Below are 17,530 nucleotides of genomic sequence, written 5' to 3'. Positions count from 1 at the left end.
AGGCTGGAAGTCAGATAATAGAAGTTATTTGAATGATCAATTACTTCATTTTAAAATATATAAATTCTGACTTCCAACTTTTAATATAAAATTATTTTATTTGTAAACATTTGTTTAAAAAACCTTAATTTCATTATCTATATTTCAAATTTATTTATATTTTAGCATATTCTTAAATTTGTGAAAATGAAAAAACAACTACTTTTATTTGCCTTTTCAGCGCTAGCGCTTACTTCGTGTGAAGATGACAACATGCAGGCTTATGAACTGGATATGATGAAAGGAGAATGGAAGACAAGTAAAACAGAAATTATCTCCGGAAAAGACAATAAAACTGTACTTGCCTCTGATACTCCCAGCGGATGTAGTACCAAAAATACTACCGTGTTCAGAACCGATTATTTTACTTCATATACTTCTTACGCCGGAGTTGGTGCAGATTGTCAGCAGAATGGATTAAGTGAAGGAACCTTTAAATATGATACAGACTCTAAAGACCTTACCATAACATATGGAAATAGTGGGGAACTAAAATACAGAGTTGCGATTTTAAATAGTACGGAACTTAAGCTCCAACAGCTTTTTGGCAATATAGATATTAATGGAGACCAGGTTGTAGATATCGCCTACATTACCTACAAAAGATAAAACCACACTCCCGAAAAGTTCGGGAGTTTTTTTTGAGATGGGTTTTCAATAACTAAAAATTATTAAAAAAATGAAGAAGATTTTATCAGCATTCTTATTGCTGTCATTTGCCATTTTCTTTTCACAGGAAAAAAAACCGATGTTCTGGCAGGACATTCAAAATTTCAAAAAATTAGATAAGGAAACTCCACCCCCCAAAGATGCTATTCTTTTAATCGGCAGCTCATCTTTTACAAGATGGACAGATGTGGCGAGTTATTTTCCTGGTAAGGTAATCATCAACAGAGGATTTGGTGGCTCAAGGTTAACAGACCTGAATGCCTATGCTGATGATCTTCTCGCTCCTTATCAACCCAAACAAATCATCATTTATTGCGGGGATAATGATTTTGCAGACAATCACGATTTAAAAGCAGATGTGGTTGTCAAGCGTTTTAAAACTTTCTATAAAAAGATTCGTCAAAGGTTTCCTAACATAGAAGTCGATTACATTTCAATTAAATTTTCGCCAAGCCGGGAAATTCTCTGGCCACAAATGAGAGAAACCAACAAACAGATTGCCGCCTTTTTGAAAAAGGAAAAAAATGCTGAATATATTGATATCACTAAGGCAATGGAAGATGCGAATGGAAATGTAAGAAGAGATATTTTCCTTGAAGATATGCTTCATTTAACTCCGGAAGGAAATAAGATCTGGGCACATGTGATAAGACCTTATATGAAATAGCAGTTGTTAACAGAAGATACCTTCTCCACATCCGCAAACAAAAAGCTTCATCTTAACCGATGAAGCTTTTTGTTTATTATTTCTTTCTTTTTGATTTCGAAATTGCTTTCTGCTGTGCCCTGTTAGCCCCAAATTTCTTTGGTGCTTTTCTTTTAGAAGGTCCACCCCAGTTTTCCTTTTTATTCTTATCTTTTTTCTCATGGAAAGCTCCACCTCCTTCGTAAAGCTTCACCTGTGCCGGATTCTTCATTATAATCTGATCTTCTTCAGATGCAATCTTCTTAGGGTTGATTTTTACTTCTTCAGGGAAATCTATAAATTTCAGCTCTTTATCCATCAAAAGCTCGATATCCAGTACCAACGGTTCTTCTTTTTTAGTAACAAAAGTAACAGCTTTACCGTTTTTATCCGCTCTACCTGTTCTACCAATTCTATGGATATACTGTTCAGGAACTTCAGGAGTCTCAAAGTTGATGACATGGGTAATATCTGAGATATCAAGCCCCCTTGCCATAACGTCTGTAGTGATCAGGCCTCTGATTTCTTCATTTTCAAAGCGTTTCATCGCTTTCAATCTATAGTTTTGAGATTTATTGGAGTGGATAACATCAAATTGTCCGGGGAAAAGTTCCTCAATCTTTGTAAATAACAAATCGGAGTTCTTCTTATTATTGGTAAAGATCAGAACTTTAGAGATTTCGGCGTCATTTTTAAGTAAATGCTCCAGTAGATTGATCTTCGTATTGAAATTTTCAACTTTATATCCTGTCTGTTCTATCTTTTCCAGAGGAGTTCCGGACTTTGCTAATGAAATTTCTATAGGATGGGCAAAATATTCATCCAGCATTTCATCTACAGCTTCCGTCATTGTAGCAGAGAAAAGAATATTCTGTCTTTTCTCTTTCATCATTTCAAAAATATGAGTCAGTTGTGGTCTGAAACCTAAATTAAGCATTTCATCAAACTCATCAATGATCAGCTTCTGAACTTCTTTAAGAGAAATTGCGTTATCAATTGCCAGATCCATTACCCTTCCCGGAGTTCCTACCAAAATATCACATCCGTTATCAAATAAAAGCTTCTGTGTATTGATATTTTTTCCTCCGTAAATTCCGATAACTCTTGCGGTAATATTGGCGGTTAACTTTTCAAGAATTTCAGTTACCTGTACCACCAGCTCCCTGGTAGGAACCAATACCAATACCGTTGGATTTCCACTTTTGTTATACTTCCAGGTCTTAAGAACCGGTAAAAGATATGCTAAAGTTTTTCCTGTTCCGGTTTGGGCAATTCCCATTACATCCCTACCCGAAAGTATCGGGCTGATACTCTTTTCCTGAATAGGAGTAGGTTCAAACAGTTCCAAATCTGCTAAAACATCAAGAATTTTTACCGGCAGGCCAAAATCTGCAAAAGTGAGTTTTTCCATTTTGCAAAGATAGGTATTAAAATGTACAATGTGAAATGATAGTTGAATGGTTGATGAATAGCAGGTTTTAATTTACTTTAACGCTTTGACTCACTATCCTAATATCATCATCTTTCCATTGGCTTGACGTAATAATTACATGTCCTTTCTTTCGAGGATCTTTTTTGATCGGAAATTTATCGGCTTCCCATTGCGAGCAATGGGTTGAAATAGGTTTAACTAAAGGCTTCCAATCTGTTTTACTGTTGGTATATACATAAAACGGAGCCCAGCAGCTTGTACACCAAAGCGTATAAGCCCCGATATCATCTTTTCCATCACCATTAAGGTCTCCGAGGTTGTACAGTTCAACACCATTTGCTTTTGAAACGGTAAAAGATTTTATTTTTTTGTCACTAAAATAAATTACCGTTTCGCACGCTCCATCACATTCTTCAGTGCAGTCATTTATTTTAAAATAAGCATACTCCTTTGTTCCATTTCCATCGTAATCACCCAGGATTCCTTTTTCTTCTTTATTTTGAGCTGACAGGACAGAACCTCCGAATGTCAGAACAGCTAAAATCATTAGTTTCATATGGTTATTTTTTATTTTAAATGAATATTTCTTCTAAAAAAATTACTTTCTGGTTATCCTCAGTAACAGAATCAAAACCAATATCACTGAAAAGATAAACCCCAATACCGCTATCAGTGACATTTCTCCGATCCTCGGAGGAGCCTCTGACACAAAAACAATTGCCGTTGCAATCATGTTTGCTCCCAATATGAGCGCTAAAATCATATTAACCGCACTGGATTTGATGATCTGATTCGTTTTGTCAATATTTTTAATTTCACTGGAAATGCTAAACTTATTTTCATCCAGCTTTTGTAAAACAGAACGGAGTTCTCTGGGAATTTCATCTACATTATCCGTGAAATTCATCATTTTATCCATTCCGGTTTTAAGTATATTTTTCGGACTTATTTTTTTGGCAAATATCTTTTTGGTATAAGGATTAAGACTTTTAACAATGTCCAGATCCGGATTAATATTCCTTCCTACTCCCTCTATAAGGCTGATTCCTTTAAACAACAGATAAAAATAGTCCGGCATATGAAGGCGGTTATCTTTCAAAATGTCTTTCATTTTATTGATTACCGTCTGAACATTGATATCCTGTAAAGAAGAACTATGAACAAAATTCAGAATATCATTTACATCATTTTCAAATCTTCTTTCGTCCGGAATTTCATAACTGACAGCCATCTTCTTCAGATACCTCACTATTTTGTGTGAGTTTTTCGCTACAAAACTTACAATAAGATCCTCAAGGATTTCTTTATCATTAGGCTGAATCTGCCCTACTGCTCCAAAGTCAATAAAAACAACTTTTCCATCCTTCTTTACCAGGATATTTCCGGCATGCGGATCTGCGTGAAAGAAACCATAGTCGAGGATCTGAGATACAAACAACCTTAATCCCACTTCAGAAACCTTTACAGGATCAATATTATGAGCTAAAAGTCCTGCTTTATCTGTGACCTTTATTCCATCAATAAATTCCATACAGAGAATGTTATTATTGGAAAATTCCTCATAGACTTTTGGAACGTAGGTTTCCTTATTATTTTTAAAGTTCCGCGTAAACTGTAAAATGTTATCTTTTTCATTGATCAGAGAAACTTCCTCAAGCAACGATTTCTCAAATGTGTATATAGCCTGTTTTAAGTTCAGCTTCTCTCCAATTTCAGAATAAGAAGAAACAAGCCTTTCCAGATCTTTGATCAAAAGCAAATCATCCTCAATAACGGTCTGTACATCGGCTTTTTTTATCTTTAGGATTACACTGGTCCCATCTGCTAAAGTAGCCTTATACACCTGTGCAATGGATGCGGTTGCTAAGGGTTGGGATTGAATTTCCAGAAAATGATCCTTCACTGAAATATTGAATTCATTTTCCAGGATTTCAGTTACATTCATTTCTACAGTATCCACCTTATCCTGTAGTTTCTGTAATTCCTGAATCAGTTCCGGGGGAAGTAAATCTTCCCTGTTGCTAAATGTTTGTCCCAATTTCACGAATGTTGGTCCCAACTCTTCCAAAACCAATCTGATCCTTTCGTAAACAGTTCCTTTTGAAATAATTTCATCAGAACGTTCAGAATCCTCCTCTTCCTGCTTATTCCCATTCATCCGGGCCAGCATATCTTTAAAACCATATTTGCTTAATACGGAAATCAGCCTGGCAGATCTTTTCAGTTTTCTCTGTTGCTTATCAAACATAATTGTGAATAATAAGTGCAAATTACTCCAAAAACCATTCCTAATACAATATCCAAAGAACTATAGAAGAAAAAAAATCCATCTTTATTGTTATTTGCAGGATTTTTTTATCTTTATAGGGTACAAAAATTATTACTAACCCGTAAAATATTACAAAATGAAAAATTTACCGATCAAAAAATTATCAAGAGAAGAATTAAGAACTGTTTCAGGAGCTGGAATTATCGTAGGATGCTCAAATCAATGTTGTCCTACAGACGGAAGACCTAGATGTCCAAAATTGATTTGCCCGGCTGTAGTTTGTCCACAGCTTCAATAAGATAGAGGTAACAAAAATTATTTATAAAAAAACAGAATGCTTTTGCATTCTGTTTTTATTTGTTAACTATTTAAGATAAGTTTCATAGAGATCATTTCTCCTGTCTTTTAGAATCTGAACAGAACCATTGTAGTGAAGGTCTTTTAAAAGATTTAGATCTACATCCACAATCAAGGTCATCTCCGTATTAGGGGTAGCTTCCCCTTTTACGGCATTAGATGGGAAAGCAAAATCAGAAGGGGTAAATACAGCTGCCTGGCCGAATTGAATATCCATATTATTCACCCCCGGTAAATTCCCCACACAGCCAGCTATGGCAACATAACATTCATTTTCAATGGCTCTTGCTGCTGCACAATGGCGAACCCTCATATAAGCGTTTTGAGTATCTGTAAGGTAAGGGACAAAAAGGACCTTCATTCCCTGGTCTGCCAGAATTCTAGGCAGTTCCGGAAACTCTACATCATAGCAAATTACAAGACCTATTTTTCCGCAATCGGTATCGAATACTTTAATTTCACTCCCACCTTTCATTCCGTAGTATTTTCTTTCATTAGGCGTAATATGAATTTTCCTGTATTCATCAATGCGTCCGTCACGGTGCAACAGATAGCTGACGTTATAAAGGTCATTATTTTCAGGATCAAAAACCGGCATGCTTCCTGAAATAATATTCACATTATAACTAATAGCCAATTCCGAGATTCTCTCTTTGATCTGGTCAGTTAATTTTGCCAACTCAATCATGCTATCTCTTTCCGATAGTTTGTTAAAGGGTGCCAGCAAAGGAGTATTGAATAGTTCCGGAAACAAAACGAAATCAGATTTATAATCTCCCATTACATTAACAAAAAACTCCACCTGCTCATAAAAGGCATCAATATTCTTAAAGTGCCTCATTTGCCATTGTACAAGGCCAAGCCGGATAATACTATCCTGCATCGTGTTTGGCTTTTTACTGTAATAGATATTATTCCATTGCAGCAAAACTGCATTTTCCTTTGAAGATTCATCTTCCGGAAGATATTTTTTTAAAACACGGATGGGTAAAAAGTTATTGGAAAGCTGAAAAGATAAAACAGGATCATAAATTTCCTTATCCCTCACTTTCCGTATATAATCCCTCGTCGATAATTCGTCACTGTATTTGTGGTAATTCGGAATTCTTCCACCCAACACAATCGATTTCAGATTCAATTGTTCGCATAATTCTTTTCTTGCATCATACAATCTTCTTCCCAATCTCAGTTCACGGTATTCCGGATCTACAAAAACTTCGATCCCATACAGTACATTTCCTGTTGACGAATGGGTATTGAAAGTATAATTTCCGGTAATATCACTATAAGTATGATCATCTCCGAATTCATCATAATTTACGATGATGGAAAGCGCCACAGCAGCTAATTTGCCATCTACTGTAATACAGATCTGTCCCTTTGGGAATATTTTCGTTAATTTTTCGATGCTTTTTTTAGACCATACATATTCTGACATCTGAGGGTAGGCACGCCTCATTGTTTCTACCAGTTCATCATAATCCTGTACACTTAAGGTCCTTGTATCTACTTGCATTTTATATAAATTTTATTAAATTTAAGTAAAATAAATCAGATTATGTGCCAGATTTCCTTGTATCCGGGGCGAGTTCTTTAATCTATTGAATAATTATTAAACATCCTTTGTTTTTCTCCACACTAATTTCATCATTGATATTAAATGTCTTTGCTTCCTGAAAATCTTTAATTGCAGGAGTACTTATTTTCACATTCTTCGGGTCTATGCCTAAACCTTTCCAATCTATTTTCAGCTTCACTCGAATATCCTGAGGAGCCCAGCTTGCAAGGGAAACCATGATCTTTTTTTCCTGTTTATAAATTGTAGCCAGTACTGCTGGATTATCTGTTTTCACAGGATTGTCAGGAACCCAATAGCCAATCATCTTTGAGCCTTTAATTCCGAAATCATCCCAGGCTTTCCACAGATGAGTTGGATTACTTTTTGCCGACCATCCCAGACGACTTGTCATGCCATAAAGCATTCCCCGCCAAGGATTGCCATCATCCTGAAGCATTTCTCCCATTAGCCCGAAAGGAATACCACTCACCTCAGTTAATAAAAATTCAGGATTATTGTTGTTATAATCAAAATATTCCCCAAACCATAAACGGTTGATATAAGGAAAATGCTCAAGATAAAGATTGGCACTGTTATTAAAACCATCCTTATCATTATACTGATTTGCAGAATGCAGATCAATGATACCGGGATGTCCATTCTGGGTCATTACTCTTTTAATCCTCTTCATGGTTACCCTGTCAAATGCTACATCGTCGAGATAAATTCCGTCAATCCCTAAATTATTGACCAGCCAATTCATCCCTTCCACATAATAATTATGCCAACGGTTCATCCCACTATTAATAATTGCAGCATCTTTAAATTCCGGCACATACCAGGCTGCGATATAGTGATCATGAAGATGCTCCTGCAGCCATGAATAGCCTCCACCCTTTCCTGCGGAAAAAACTTCCTGACCCAAACTTTTCACGGGGTACAGCTCATACATCCGGTTAGAAACTTCCCTGATCGTATTGTAAATTTTCACCTTTAAACCTTTCTCGTGCGCTTTCATAATGTAGTCCTTCATCTCTTTCGTCGCTACAAACGGATAATTGATATAAGGATTGATCTCATTTCCGTGATGAATGTTGATTACATTAGCTCCACTGGCTTTTATCGTATCAACCGGCTTATAAGCATGATAAAAACGGTTATTCCATTGTTCCTCTGTATTGATCGGATGGAACGGAGTAATCAACAGATGAAAGTTATAATATAGTTCATCTCCTTTTTTCATGCTGCGGGCCCCACTAAAATTATTGACAACAATTTTTCCTCCGGCTTCTTTTATCGTGATCCCTCCTTTATTTTCATTACCCCATGAAGATGGCAGAATCAATGGTTTTTGAAGGTAAAAATTGGTATTAAGCGGACGTGAATAATTCTGGTCCCTTAAAGAAAATTGTATTCCGGCATTTACGTTGCCCAACCATGCTCCATCCTGGTTTTTTTTGGCAACATTCCATTTCCAGTTAAAATGATCCGGTCTGTAACCTCCTTTCTGTCCTAATCCCATCATATAGGTTGCTTTATCTTTCTCAAAAGGAATCTGCAAGGCAATATCATCAATCTGCATATCTTTTAATGCAGTAATCTTCACACTGTATTCCATAAATCCGTCAAATTCTATGGAACCTTCTACCTTCATTTGTAAGTTCCCTGAAGTATTTGTGCTTATCCAGGATATTTTACCTTCTTCTTTTCCTATAAACTTAATTCCTGAATTTTTGAAGTTCTCAGGTTTTGCCCCTGGTCCTTTTACTACAAAATGTATAGGTTCACTTAGTATTGAATTGGCCCTTTCTCCGATTGATGTCATTTCCGGAGTAAAAAAAGTCTGAATCTGCTTAGGAAATCCTGAAGCATCTAATTGTACCTTCCTTCCCAGTAAGGAAATTTCCTGTCCTTTGAGCTGTAATGGTGTATATGGTTTGATTACGGTATTAGCCTGCGCCAAGGTAGAATTAAGCCATGGCAACCTGGTCATTTTCCAGGGTTCATCAAAACCTTTATTAACAGGTTTTTCCCCACTTATGTTTAATACAATTTTCACTGTTTGTACAGCAGCATTTTCTGGACGAATGGTAATTGTCCCTTCATAGATTCCCGGAGAAGTATTTTCAGGGATATCAAAGCCACACCAGAAAGCCTGTAAATCATCTTTTTTTACATTTGCGTTTAACTCCAGCTTTTCTCCTTTATAATCTGTACCGTTTGTATTGATACAATTAAAATATCGGGAATCTATTGTCGCTCCTGAAGTACTTTTTAATGAAGAAGCTGTTATTTTTACTTTTTCAAGATTAATTTTTACTGGTAAAACCCCAATCTGAAAAGCATAAAATAGGCCTCTTTCAGTATTTCCATGAAGAACAGATGAGTCCTTTTTATCATCCACCCAACGTTGAGGGATTATATTCATTTTAACAGGGGTTTCTCTAGTTTCCGGGAATACAAAATAAGACTGACCTTCATGTTTTTTCATGTATTCTGCAATCTCTTTTTTAGTCGCAATTACTTCCATCGGATCATTGGAGTTGAACTTATCCACCGACTCTATTCTTATCACACTGGCCAATGGTACGGCTCCAACATCTTTAGCAGTCGCTGTATTGGTCCTCTTAAGGTAAGTCGCTTTGGGATAATTCGTTCTTTCATCCAACTTATAGGAAAGAAAATAGACATAGTAAATTCCCTTTCCTGAAACCGGATTAAAAACAAATGAACCTTCTTCTTCATTCATACTCAGGTACGCATCCGGCTCATACTGTTTTTGAGTAAGGCTGTCTATAATTATGACCTTCTGATCAGCTTTTACATTTATATTTCGCCAGGGAATGACGGCCTTCGCCTGCTTTGAAGATTCATTCCACTGCAATACTGCCCGTTGATTACCCAATTCATCGGCATTCCATTTCTGGATTTGAGGAGGATAGACATGTTGTGCATTACTAAAATTTGGAATAAGGCTTCCTGTCAGAATCAGTGGGAAAAGTTTTTTTAAAAGCATATTAAATGAGATAAAGTGGTCAATGATTTACTATTTTTCAAATTTAAGATAAATCACAATACATAGAAAATATTAAATAACTCTTAACACATTACAGGCAAATAAAGAAAGAATATCTCCTCAGAAATAAAAAAACCTCCCATAAGGGAGGTTCAAAAACACAAATGATGAAAAAAAAATTATTATATCTATTAGAATATAAATCATGTAATTCTTATACAAATGTACGGCCTAAAAATAAAATAAATCATGAGCTTAATCATAAAATACAAAATCCTACTAAAAAAGTAGGATTCTCTATTTTTATGTTTATAAGTAAGATTATTCCCACTCAATAGTTGCAGGTGGTTTACTTGAAATATCATAAGCTACCCTGTTAATTCCTCTTACTTCATTAATGATCCTGCTGGAAACAGTATCTAAAAATTCATAAGGAAGTCTGCTCCAGGTTGCCGTCATAAAGTCGATTGTATTGGCAGAACGAACTACCGCAGTGTATTCATAGGTTCTTTCGTCTCCCATTACTCCAACAGACTTAACCGGAAGCAATACTACAAAAGCCTGAGAAACTTTTTCGTAAAGATCATTTTTGTATAATTCTTCAATAAAGATGTCATCAGCTTCCTGAAGAATTCTTACTTTTTCTGCATCTACAGCTCCTAAAATTCTGATTCCTAAACCAGGACCAGGGAAAGGGTGTCTGTATACCAAATGATGAGGAATCCCCAACTCTTCCCCTACTTTCCTTACTTCGTCTTTGAAAAGCTCTCTAAGAGGCTCTAAAAGCTCAAATTCCATTTCCTCAGGAAGCCCTCCTACATTGTGGTGAGATTTGATCACTGCTGATGGTCCGTTTACAGACTGACTTTCGATTACATCAGGATAAATTGTTCCTTGTGCTAAAAACTTAGCTCCTTCAATTTTATGAGATTCTTCATCAAAAACATGGATAAATTCGTTTCCGATGATCTTTCTTTTTTGTTCAGGATCATCTACTCCAGCCAATTTTGATAAAAATCTTTCTGAAGCATCAACCAATTTAATGTTCATATGGAAGTGCTCTCCATAATTCTCCATCACTTTTACATCTTCATTTTTTCTCAAAAGACCAGTATCCACAAAGATACAAGTCAGCTGATCGCCAATTGCCTTATGAATCAAAACTGCAGCAACAGAAGAGTCAACACCTCCTGAAAGCCCAAGGATTACTTTATTATCTCCTACTTTTTCTTTGATATCAGCAACTGTTCTTTCAATATAATTGGTAAGCTTCCAATTTTTCTCAGCATTACAGATCGAGAAAACAAAGTTTTCAAGCATTTTACCACCTTCTTCTGTATGAGAAACTTCTGGGTGGAACTGAACGCAATAGATTTTTCTTTCAGAATTTGAAATAGCAGCGATAACTCCCGATTTTGCATTTAATTCAAAACCTGCCGGCAAATCACCTACTTCATCAAAGTGGCTCATCCAAACCACAGAATTCTGACTCACCCCTTCTAATAGAGCATTTTCTTTAATAATATCAAGGTGAGCCTTTCCGTACTCCCCTTTTTCTCCTTTATTTACTTTTCCTCCTAAAACATGTGCCGTAAGCTGCATTCCGTAGCAAATACCCAGTACAGGAATTCCCTGTTCGTATAATGCTTTCTCAACCAGGTGAGCATTTTCTGCATTTACAGAACTTGGCCCTCCAGAAAGGATAATTCCTTTAGGCTGGCGCTCAAGAATTTCTTGTAATGGTGTATTGTAAGGTAAGATTTCCGAATATACTCCCATTTCACGGATTCTTCTTCCGATAAGCTGGTTGTACTGAGATCCGAAATCTAATATGATAATACCGTTGTTCATTTTATAATTGATTTGTTTGAAAGATATCAGATTTCAGACATCAGATTTCAGATTTTTAGGTCTGAAGTCTTGAATCTAGCATCTGACTTCTTATTTCTAATATTAACTGTTTTACAAAAAAAGACTTGGAAACGTTCCAAATCTTTTTTTATGATTTTTATTAAAACTTTCCGATGTCTTCTCTGTAGAAACTGTAATCGAAGTGAACCGGAAGTGCATCTTCGTATACTTTCTTGCGAGCTTCTTCATAAGTAGCACCCGTTGCAACCAGGTTAAGAACTCTACCCCCGTTGGAAACCACTTTGTCTCCTTTTCGGATCGCTCCGGCGTGTAGCAACTGACTGTGTTTTACTTTATCTTCTCCTTTGATCTCGAAGCCTATTTCTATATTTCTCGGGTAACCTCCTGAACACATTACCAGACATACGGCTTTCTCGTCTTTAAACTTAAGCTCGATGTCTTTTCCGCTCATACAGTCATTGATTACATCCAAAAGATTGTTTTCCATAAGAGCCATCAATACCTGAGTTTCAGGATCTCCGAATCTCATGTTGTACTCAAGCAGGTAAGTCCCGTTTTTAGTAACCATTAATCCGAAGAAGATAATCCCTTTAAAGCTGAATCCTTCTTCTTTAAGACCGCGAACAGTAGGCTCCAAAATATTTTTTTCAAAATCAGCCTGATGTTCAGCAGTAAATTCCGGGCTTGGTGCCACAGATCCCATACCACCTGTATTAGGTCCTGTATCTCCGTTTCCGGCTTTTTTATAATCTTTAGCAGCAATACAAGGGAATAGTTTTTCTCCGTTTGAGAAAGCAATGATTGAAGCTTCAAAACCCTGTAAAAATTCTTCGATAACCAAACGGATACCTGCATCTCCATAAATTCTGCGAATCATGAAATCGTGGATTGTAGCTTCAGCTTCTTCCAGAGTATCACAAATTACAACCCCTTTTCCGCCTGCTAAACCACTTGCTTTGATCACTAAAGGGTATTCCTGAGTCTGAACGTATTCTTTAGCTTCGTTATATGAATCAAATACTACAGCTTTTGCTGTTTTAATATCATAGGTCTGCATAAATTTCTTAGAGAAAGCCTTGCTTCCTTCAAGACTTGCCACTTTCTGGTTCGGACCAAAAACTTTAAGATCATGTTTCTTAAACTCATCTTTCAAACCAGCTACAAGTGGAGCTTCAGGACCTACAATCGTTAGATCCACCTTTTCCTTGATAGCAAAGTCTCTAAGTTCTTTAATTTCTGATAAATGAACATTTTTCCCTATTACATCCGTACTTGCATTTCCATTAGCAAAAAACATTTTAGTAACTCTGGAGTCTTTATGAAGTTTCGCTGCCAATGCAGACTCTCTTCCACCTTCACCTATGATTAAGATTCTCATACTTTATTTAATTATCTAGTCTATATTATACAAATATATAATTTTGAAAGCGATAAATGCCACCTCAAAACTACTTTTTAATTCTAATTTAATTAATGTAAAAAATGTCTAACTCCTGTAAACATCATCGGAATTCCGTGCTCATTTGCAGCTTCGATGCTTTCCTGATCTTTTACACTTCCTCCCGGTTGGATGATCGCTTTGATACCTTCCTTAGCGCAGAAATCTACAACATCACGGAAAGGGAAAAAAGCGTCTGAAGCTAATACAAGATTTCCGGAGAATTTCTCTTTAGCTCTTTCGATTGCCTGCTGAGTTGCCCAGATTCTGTTAACCTGGCCTCCTCCGATTCCAAAAGCCTGAATACCGTTAGAAACTACTATCGCATTAGATTTTACATATTTTACAACCCTTTGAGAGAAAAGCAATGCTTTTTTCTGCTCTTCAGTAGGTTGTACATCGGTAACTACTTTAATATCTTCAGAGAAATAAGTATCGTTATCCTGAACCAGCATTCCTCCATCAATTTTCACCCATGTCTGCTTATCGGAAACCGGATTTACGATCTTTATAATTCTTAGGTTTTTCTTTTTTCTTAAAATTTCAAGAGCCTCCTCATCAAAATCAGGAGCCATAACAATTTCAAGGAAAGTTTTGTTTAATTCTTCAGCAGTAGCCGCATCGATCTTATAGTTCATTGCAACAATTCCGCCAAAAATTGAAATAGGATCACATTCAAAAGTTTTTTGATACGTTTCCAATGCTGAAGTCCCGATCGCCACGCCACAAGGTGTAGAGTGTTTCACTGCACAACAAGCCATCTCTTCTTTAAATTCAGTAACCACTTTCCAGCAAAGATCCATATCACGAAGATTGTTGAAGGAAAGTTCTTTTCCTCCAAGTTGTTCGAAATCTTTCATCGCTCCGTTTTCGAAAGTGGAAACATAGTAAGCAGCAGTCTGATGAGGGTTTTCACCGTATCTCAGATCAGCAGCTTTTTTATAAGATGCACTTAAATAAGTAGGATATTCCTCTTCTAAAAGCATTCTTGAAATAGCAGCATCGTAAGCAGAAGTAAGATTGAACACTTTACCGGCCAACTTTTTACGGGTTTCGATATACGTGTCTCCATTCTGTTCCATTTCAATTTTTACGGTTGTATAATCTTCAACATCAGTAATTACAGTAACAGAGTCAAAATTTTTGGCTGCTGAACGAAGCATTGAAGGACCACCGATATCGATAAATTCTACCTTTTCATGTAGAGAAATATCTTTGTTTACGTTTTCAAAGAAAGGATAAAGGTTTACAATAACCATATCGATCAAACCAATTCCGTGTTCCTGAACCGTCTTCATGTGTTCTTCATTGGAACGGACAGCAAGGAGCCCGCCATGAACTTTTGGATGCAGGGTTTTTACTCTGCCATCCAGCATCTCAGGGAAATTGGTCACCTCATCAATCTGAATCGGATTCAGACCGGCTTCCTTCAAATGTTTGAAGGTACCTCCGGTAGAAATCAATTCGTAGTTTTGAGCTTCCAAAAACTGAGCGAATTCTATTAATCCACTTTTGTCAGAAACACTAATTAAAACTCTCTTTTTACTCATCTTACTTTCAATTTTTTACTTTTCACAGCTATCTCAAACTGTATTCCCGGTCTTTCACCCCCGGATTTACTTTTATTTTACTTAGATTTTTTTTAATTGTAACAATGTCCCTTTCCAGCAATGTAATATTATCAAACAGGTATATTGTATTAATTCCCTAATACTTTATTGATCGCTATCGGAAAAATTTCGTACTCAATCTTGTGTACTTTTTCAGCCAATGTTTCCGGAGTATCATTTTCTGCAACGTCAAATGCTTTCTGAAGGATAGCCTGGCCTTCGTCAATTCCCGGAGTTACAAAATGAACTGTTGCCCCACTTTCTTTTTCTTTAGCTTCAATAACGGCATTATGAACATTCATTCCCCACATTCCTTTTCCACCAAATTTGGGGAGCAAAGCAGGATGAATATTAATTATTTTACCATTCCAGTTTTCGCAGAATTCAGGTTTCAGAATAGATAAGAACCCTGCCAATACAATTAAATCAGTATTTTCAGGAATTACTTTGCTCAATTCACTGCTGAAATTTTTCCCTCTTGGAATGAGTATATTTTTTATATGATGATTTTTTGCTCTTTCCAGCCCGTAGCATTCTCTGTCTGCAACAACCAAGGACACTCTTGCATTTTGGATTTCTCCACTTTCAATGGTATCTAAGATTCTCTGAAGATTGGTCCCGGAACCAGAAACGAGTACAACGATGTTTTTCATTAATTTAGATACTAGATGTCGGATATCAGATTTCAGACTATTCCGTCTTGTATCTGATATCTGACATTTGAGTCTTTTAAAATGTTAATTTTATTTTCTCACTTCCTTCCGTGATTTCTCCTATTTCGTAAGCATCATCCAGCAGGTGTAAAACTTTCTCGGCATGTTCAGCATCTACAACAACGATCATTCCCACTCCCATATTGAAAGTTCCGAACATTTCTTCGCGCGCTACTCCACCTCTTTTTTCAAGTTCAAGCATTATGCTTGGGATCTGTATTTTTGAAGCATCGATAGAAGCACACAAACCTTCAGGAATAATTCTTGGGATATTTTCATACAACCCACCTCCCGTGATGTGAGCGATTCCTGCAACTTTTACTTCTCCGATTACTTTATGAATATCTTTATAGTACAATCTTGTAGGAACCAATAATGTTTCATACAAAGGTTTTCCTTCAAATTCTTCTTCAAAATTCGGGAATACTTTTCTTACCAGTGAAAATCCATTGGAATGGAATCCTGAACTCGGTAATGCAATGATCTTATTTCCCGGTTTTATTTTAGAACCATCAATAATCTGATCTTTTTCAACAATTCCTACACAGAATCCTGCAACATCATAGTCTCCAGGCTGATACATCCCCGGCATTTCAGCGGTCTCACCACCTATCAATGCACAGTTGTTATCTTTACAGGCTTCTACCATTCCTAAAACAATTTCTGCTGCAATTTCAGAGTCTAATTTTCCACAAGCCAGATAATCCAGGAAGAACAATGGCTTGGCACCGTGACATAAAATATCATTGGCACACATTGCGAAGCAATCTACACCGATAGAGTCATATTTTTTAGAATCTAAAGCTACTTTAAGCTTAGTTCCTACTCCATCCGTACCGGAAACCAGTACCGGATTTTTATATCCACCGATTTCATAGAAAGCCCCAAAACTTCCCAAATGGTTCAGTACATTGGAATTGTGGGTCTCACCAACCGCTTTTTTGATCTTATCAACGGTTTTGTATCCTTCTTCTTTGTCTACTCCTGCAGATTTGTAAGTATTGCTCATGTTATTATTTAGATTTTAGATGCCAGATTTCAGATTGCAGACTATTGAAAATCTAATATCTTACATCTGAAGTATTCCTACCTTTTTATTATAATTTTATTTAAAATTTAGAAAATAAAAAAGCCGACAATCTTAGTAGATTATCGGCCAGTATTTTATCTGAGAATTTTAGAGCCCACAGTTTTCCCTTTTATGGAAAAACATTCTTTGAAAGTGGACTGAATTTTCATCTCTTTTTCTTTTTGCAAAAATAGTAATTTTAAATTAAAATTCAAATTCTATTTTTCAAGGATTGTTTCAATGGCAGAAATCTTAATAATTTTCTCTCTCAACTCATTATCTTTTTCTTCATTAGAAATCTTTTCAGCTGTTTTATCAAAATTATCGTTGAAGAAAGGAAGAGAGAATGTTTCTACAATATTTCCTCCGTGGAAAGGGAAACGTTTTGTTGCAGCTTCCAAAACCCCGGCTCCACCTCTCCCTCCCGGTGATGTAGACATTAAAAGCATTGGTATTTCATTCCACACTGTTCTGTCCTTGATTCTTGAAACCCAATCAAATACATTTTTAAAAGCTGTTGAATATGTTCCGTTATGTTCAGGTAAAGAAACCAAGAGTACATTAGCGCCATCAATTTTTGCTGCAAAATCTTTTGCTTCCTGAGGTACTCCTCCTGCCAATTCTCTCTCATGCTTATAAATAGGCATTTCGAAAGGGTTAAGGTCTACTACTTCTACTTCTGCTTTTCCCGCAAACAAAGAAGCTGCGTAGGATACCAAATGCTTATTCATTGATGCTTCGGAATTACTTCCTGCTATTGCTAAAACTTTCATTCTGTTTAATTTTTTTAATGTCTACAAATT

The 17,530-nt window shown here is 36.3% G+C and carries 14 protein-coding genes; 3 read left to right on the top strand and 11 right to left on the bottom strand.

Annotated features, from left to right (window positions below; translation table 11 throughout):
• Positions 1 to 186 precede the first annotated feature (186 nt).
• The gene (locus PFY10_00200; protein ID WBV56859.1) at positions 187 to 648 is read left to right on the top strand and encodes a lipocalin family protein; all 462 of its coding nucleotides are present in this window, start codon (positions 187 to 189) and stop codon (positions 646 to 648) included.
• Positions 649 to 718: 70 nt separating this feature from the next.
• A complete protein-coding gene (locus PFY10_00195; GenBank protein ID WBV56858.1) occupies positions 719 to 1,375 on the top strand; it encodes a GDSL-type esterase/lipase family protein in 657 nt (218 codons plus the stop codon).
• A gap of 76 nt (positions 1,376 to 1,451) precedes the next feature.
• Here PFY10_00195 and PFY10_00190 read toward each other — a convergent pair whose 3' ends face one another.
• From PFY10_00190 to PFY10_00180, 3 genes are all read right to left on the bottom strand, one after another.
• Positions 1,452 to 2,804 carry a DEAD/DEAH box helicase gene (locus PFY10_00190; protein WBV56857.1) on the bottom strand — a complete coding sequence of 451 codons (1,353 nt, stop codon included), beginning with the start codon at positions 2,802 to 2,804 and terminating at the stop codon, positions 1,452 to 1,454.
• A gap of 67 nt (positions 2,805 to 2,871) precedes the next feature.
• The gene (locus PFY10_00185) at positions 2,872 to 3,381 is read right to left on the bottom strand and encodes a hypothetical protein (protein ID WBV56856.1); all 510 of its coding nucleotides are present in this window, start codon (positions 3,379 to 3,381) and stop codon (positions 2,872 to 2,874) included.
• Between the two features lie 42 nt (positions 3,382 to 3,423).
• Complete coding sequence (locus PFY10_00180) at positions 3,424 to 5,073, bottom strand: AarF/UbiB family protein (protein WBV56855.1); 1,650 nt, start codon at positions 5,071 to 5,073, stop codon at positions 3,424 to 3,426.
• Between the two features lie 157 nt (positions 5,074 to 5,230).
• On the opposite strand from PFY10_00180, the gene PFY10_00175 reads away from it, so the two are divergent.
• Positions 5,231 to 5,392 (top strand): hypothetical protein, encoded by a 162-nt coding sequence (locus PFY10_00175; GenBank protein WBV56854.1) that lies wholly within the window; start codon positions 5,231 to 5,233, stop codon positions 5,390 to 5,392.
• Between the two features lie 66 nt (positions 5,393 to 5,458).
• Here the strand turns inward: PFY10_00175 and PFY10_00170 are convergent, their stop codons facing one another.
• The 8 genes from PFY10_00170 to PFY10_00135 form a co-directional block, all read right to left on the bottom strand.
• The gene (locus PFY10_00170; protein WBV56853.1) at positions 5,459 to 6,967 is read right to left on the bottom strand and encodes a bifunctional GNAT family N-acetyltransferase/carbon-nitrogen hydrolase family protein; all 1,509 of its coding nucleotides are present in this window, start codon (positions 6,965 to 6,967) and stop codon (positions 5,459 to 5,461) included.
• 82 nt (positions 6,968 to 7,049) lie between these two features.
• Positions 7,050 to 10,025: a DUF6067 family protein gene (locus tag PFY10_00165; GenBank protein WBV56852.1), complete on the bottom strand. Its 2,976-nt coding sequence runs from the start codon at positions 10,023 to 10,025 to the stop codon at positions 7,050 to 7,052.
• Between the two features lie 321 nt (positions 10,026 to 10,346).
• Positions 10,347 to 11,876, bottom strand: a complete 1,530-nt coding sequence (gene guaA, locus PFY10_00160) for a glutamine-hydrolyzing GMP synthase (GenBank protein WBV56851.1) — start codon at positions 11,874 to 11,876, stop codon at positions 10,347 to 10,349.
• A 160-nt stretch (positions 11,877 to 12,036) separates the two neighbouring features.
• Positions 12,037 to 13,275, bottom strand: coding sequence for a phosphoribosylamine--glycine ligase (gene purD / locus PFY10_00155; protein ID WBV56850.1), 1,239 nt, complete (start codon positions 13,273 to 13,275; stop codon positions 12,037 to 12,039).
• Between the two features lie 92 nt (positions 13,276 to 13,367).
• The gene (gene purH, locus PFY10_00150) at positions 13,368 to 14,885 is read right to left on the bottom strand and encodes a bifunctional phosphoribosylaminoimidazolecarboxamide formyltransferase/IMP cyclohydrolase (GenBank protein WBV56849.1); all 1,518 of its coding nucleotides are present in this window, start codon (positions 14,883 to 14,885) and stop codon (positions 13,368 to 13,370) included.
• Between the two features lie 149 nt (positions 14,886 to 15,034).
• Positions 15,035 to 15,598, bottom strand: coding sequence for a phosphoribosylglycinamide formyltransferase (purN, locus tag PFY10_00145; protein ID WBV56848.1), 564 nt, complete (start codon positions 15,596 to 15,598; stop codon positions 15,035 to 15,037).
• A gap of 76 nt (positions 15,599 to 15,674) precedes the next feature.
• The gene (gene purM, locus PFY10_00140; GenBank protein WBV56847.1) at positions 15,675 to 16,667 is read right to left on the bottom strand and encodes a phosphoribosylformylglycinamidine cyclo-ligase; all 993 of its coding nucleotides are present in this window, start codon (positions 16,665 to 16,667) and stop codon (positions 15,675 to 15,677) included.
• A 278-nt stretch (positions 16,668 to 16,945) separates the two neighbouring features.
• Positions 16,946 to 17,500: an NAD(P)H-dependent oxidoreductase gene (locus PFY10_00135; protein ID WBV56846.1), complete on the bottom strand. Its 555-nt coding sequence runs from the start codon at positions 17,498 to 17,500 to the stop codon at positions 16,946 to 16,948.
• Between the last annotated feature and the right edge of the window lie 30 nt (positions 17,501 to 17,530).

This window comes from Chryseobacterium daecheongense, from assembly GCA_027920525.1.
In the GTDB taxonomy this organism is placed as follows: domain Bacteria; phylum Bacteroidota; class Bacteroidia; order Flavobacteriales; family Weeksellaceae; genus Chryseobacterium; species Chryseobacterium proteolyticum.
Note: the sequence above shows the minus strand (reverse complement) of the source record. Positions and strands in the feature narration are given on the sequence as shown.

What these genes read in the sequence shown, in the direction of transcription:
- PFY10_00200 (WBV56859.1), top strand. Translation starts at nt 187, where the DNA reads ATGAAAAAACAACTACTTTTATTTGCCTTTTCAGCGCTAGCGCTTACT.
- PFY10_00195 (WBV56858.1), top strand. Translation starts at nt 719, where the DNA reads ATGAAGAAGATTTTATCAGCATTCTTATTGCTGTCATTTGCCATTTTC.
- PFY10_00190 (WBV56857.1), bottom strand. Translation starts at nt 2,804, where the DNA reads ATGGAAAAACTCACTTTTGCAGATTTTGGCCTGCCGGTAAAAATTCTT.
- PFY10_00185 (WBV56856.1), bottom strand. Translation starts at nt 3,381, where the DNA reads ATGAAACTAATGATTTTAGCTGTTCTGACATTCGGAGGTTCTGTCCTG.
- PFY10_00180 (WBV56855.1), bottom strand. Translation starts at nt 5,073, where the DNA reads ATGTTTGATAAGCAACAGAGAAAACTGAAAAGATCTGCCAGGCTGATT.
- PFY10_00175 (WBV56854.1), top strand. Translation starts at nt 5,231, where the DNA reads ATGAAAAATTTACCGATCAAAAAATTATCAAGAGAAGAATTAAGAACT.
- PFY10_00170 (WBV56853.1), bottom strand. Translation starts at nt 6,967, where the DNA reads ATGCAAGTAGATACAAGGACCTTAAGTGTACAGGATTATGATGAACTG.
- PFY10_00165 (WBV56852.1), bottom strand. Translation starts at nt 10,025, where the DNA reads ATGCTTTTAAAAAAACTTTTCCCACTGATTCTGACAGGAAGCCTTATT.
- guaA (WBV56851.1), bottom strand. Translation starts at nt 11,876, where the DNA reads ATGAACAACGGTATTATCATATTAGATTTCGGATCTCAGTACAACCAG.
- purD (WBV56850.1), bottom strand. Translation starts at nt 13,275, where the DNA reads ATGAGAATCTTAATCATAGGTGAAGGTGGAAGAGAGTCTGCATTGGCA.
- purH (WBV56849.1), bottom strand. Translation starts at nt 14,885, where the DNA reads ATGAGTAAAAAGAGAGTTTTAATTAGTGTTTCTGACAAAAGTGGATTA.
- purN (WBV56848.1), bottom strand. Translation starts at nt 15,598, where the DNA reads ATGAAAAACATCGTTGTACTCGTTTCTGGTTCCGGGACCAATCTTCAG.
- purM (WBV56847.1), bottom strand. Translation starts at nt 16,667, where the DNA reads ATGAGCAATACTTACAAATCTGCAGGAGTAGACAAAGAAGAAGGATAC.
- PFY10_00135 (WBV56846.1), bottom strand. Translation starts at nt 17,500, where the DNA reads ATGAAAGTTTTAGCAATAGCAGGAAGTAATTCCGAAGCATCAATGAAT.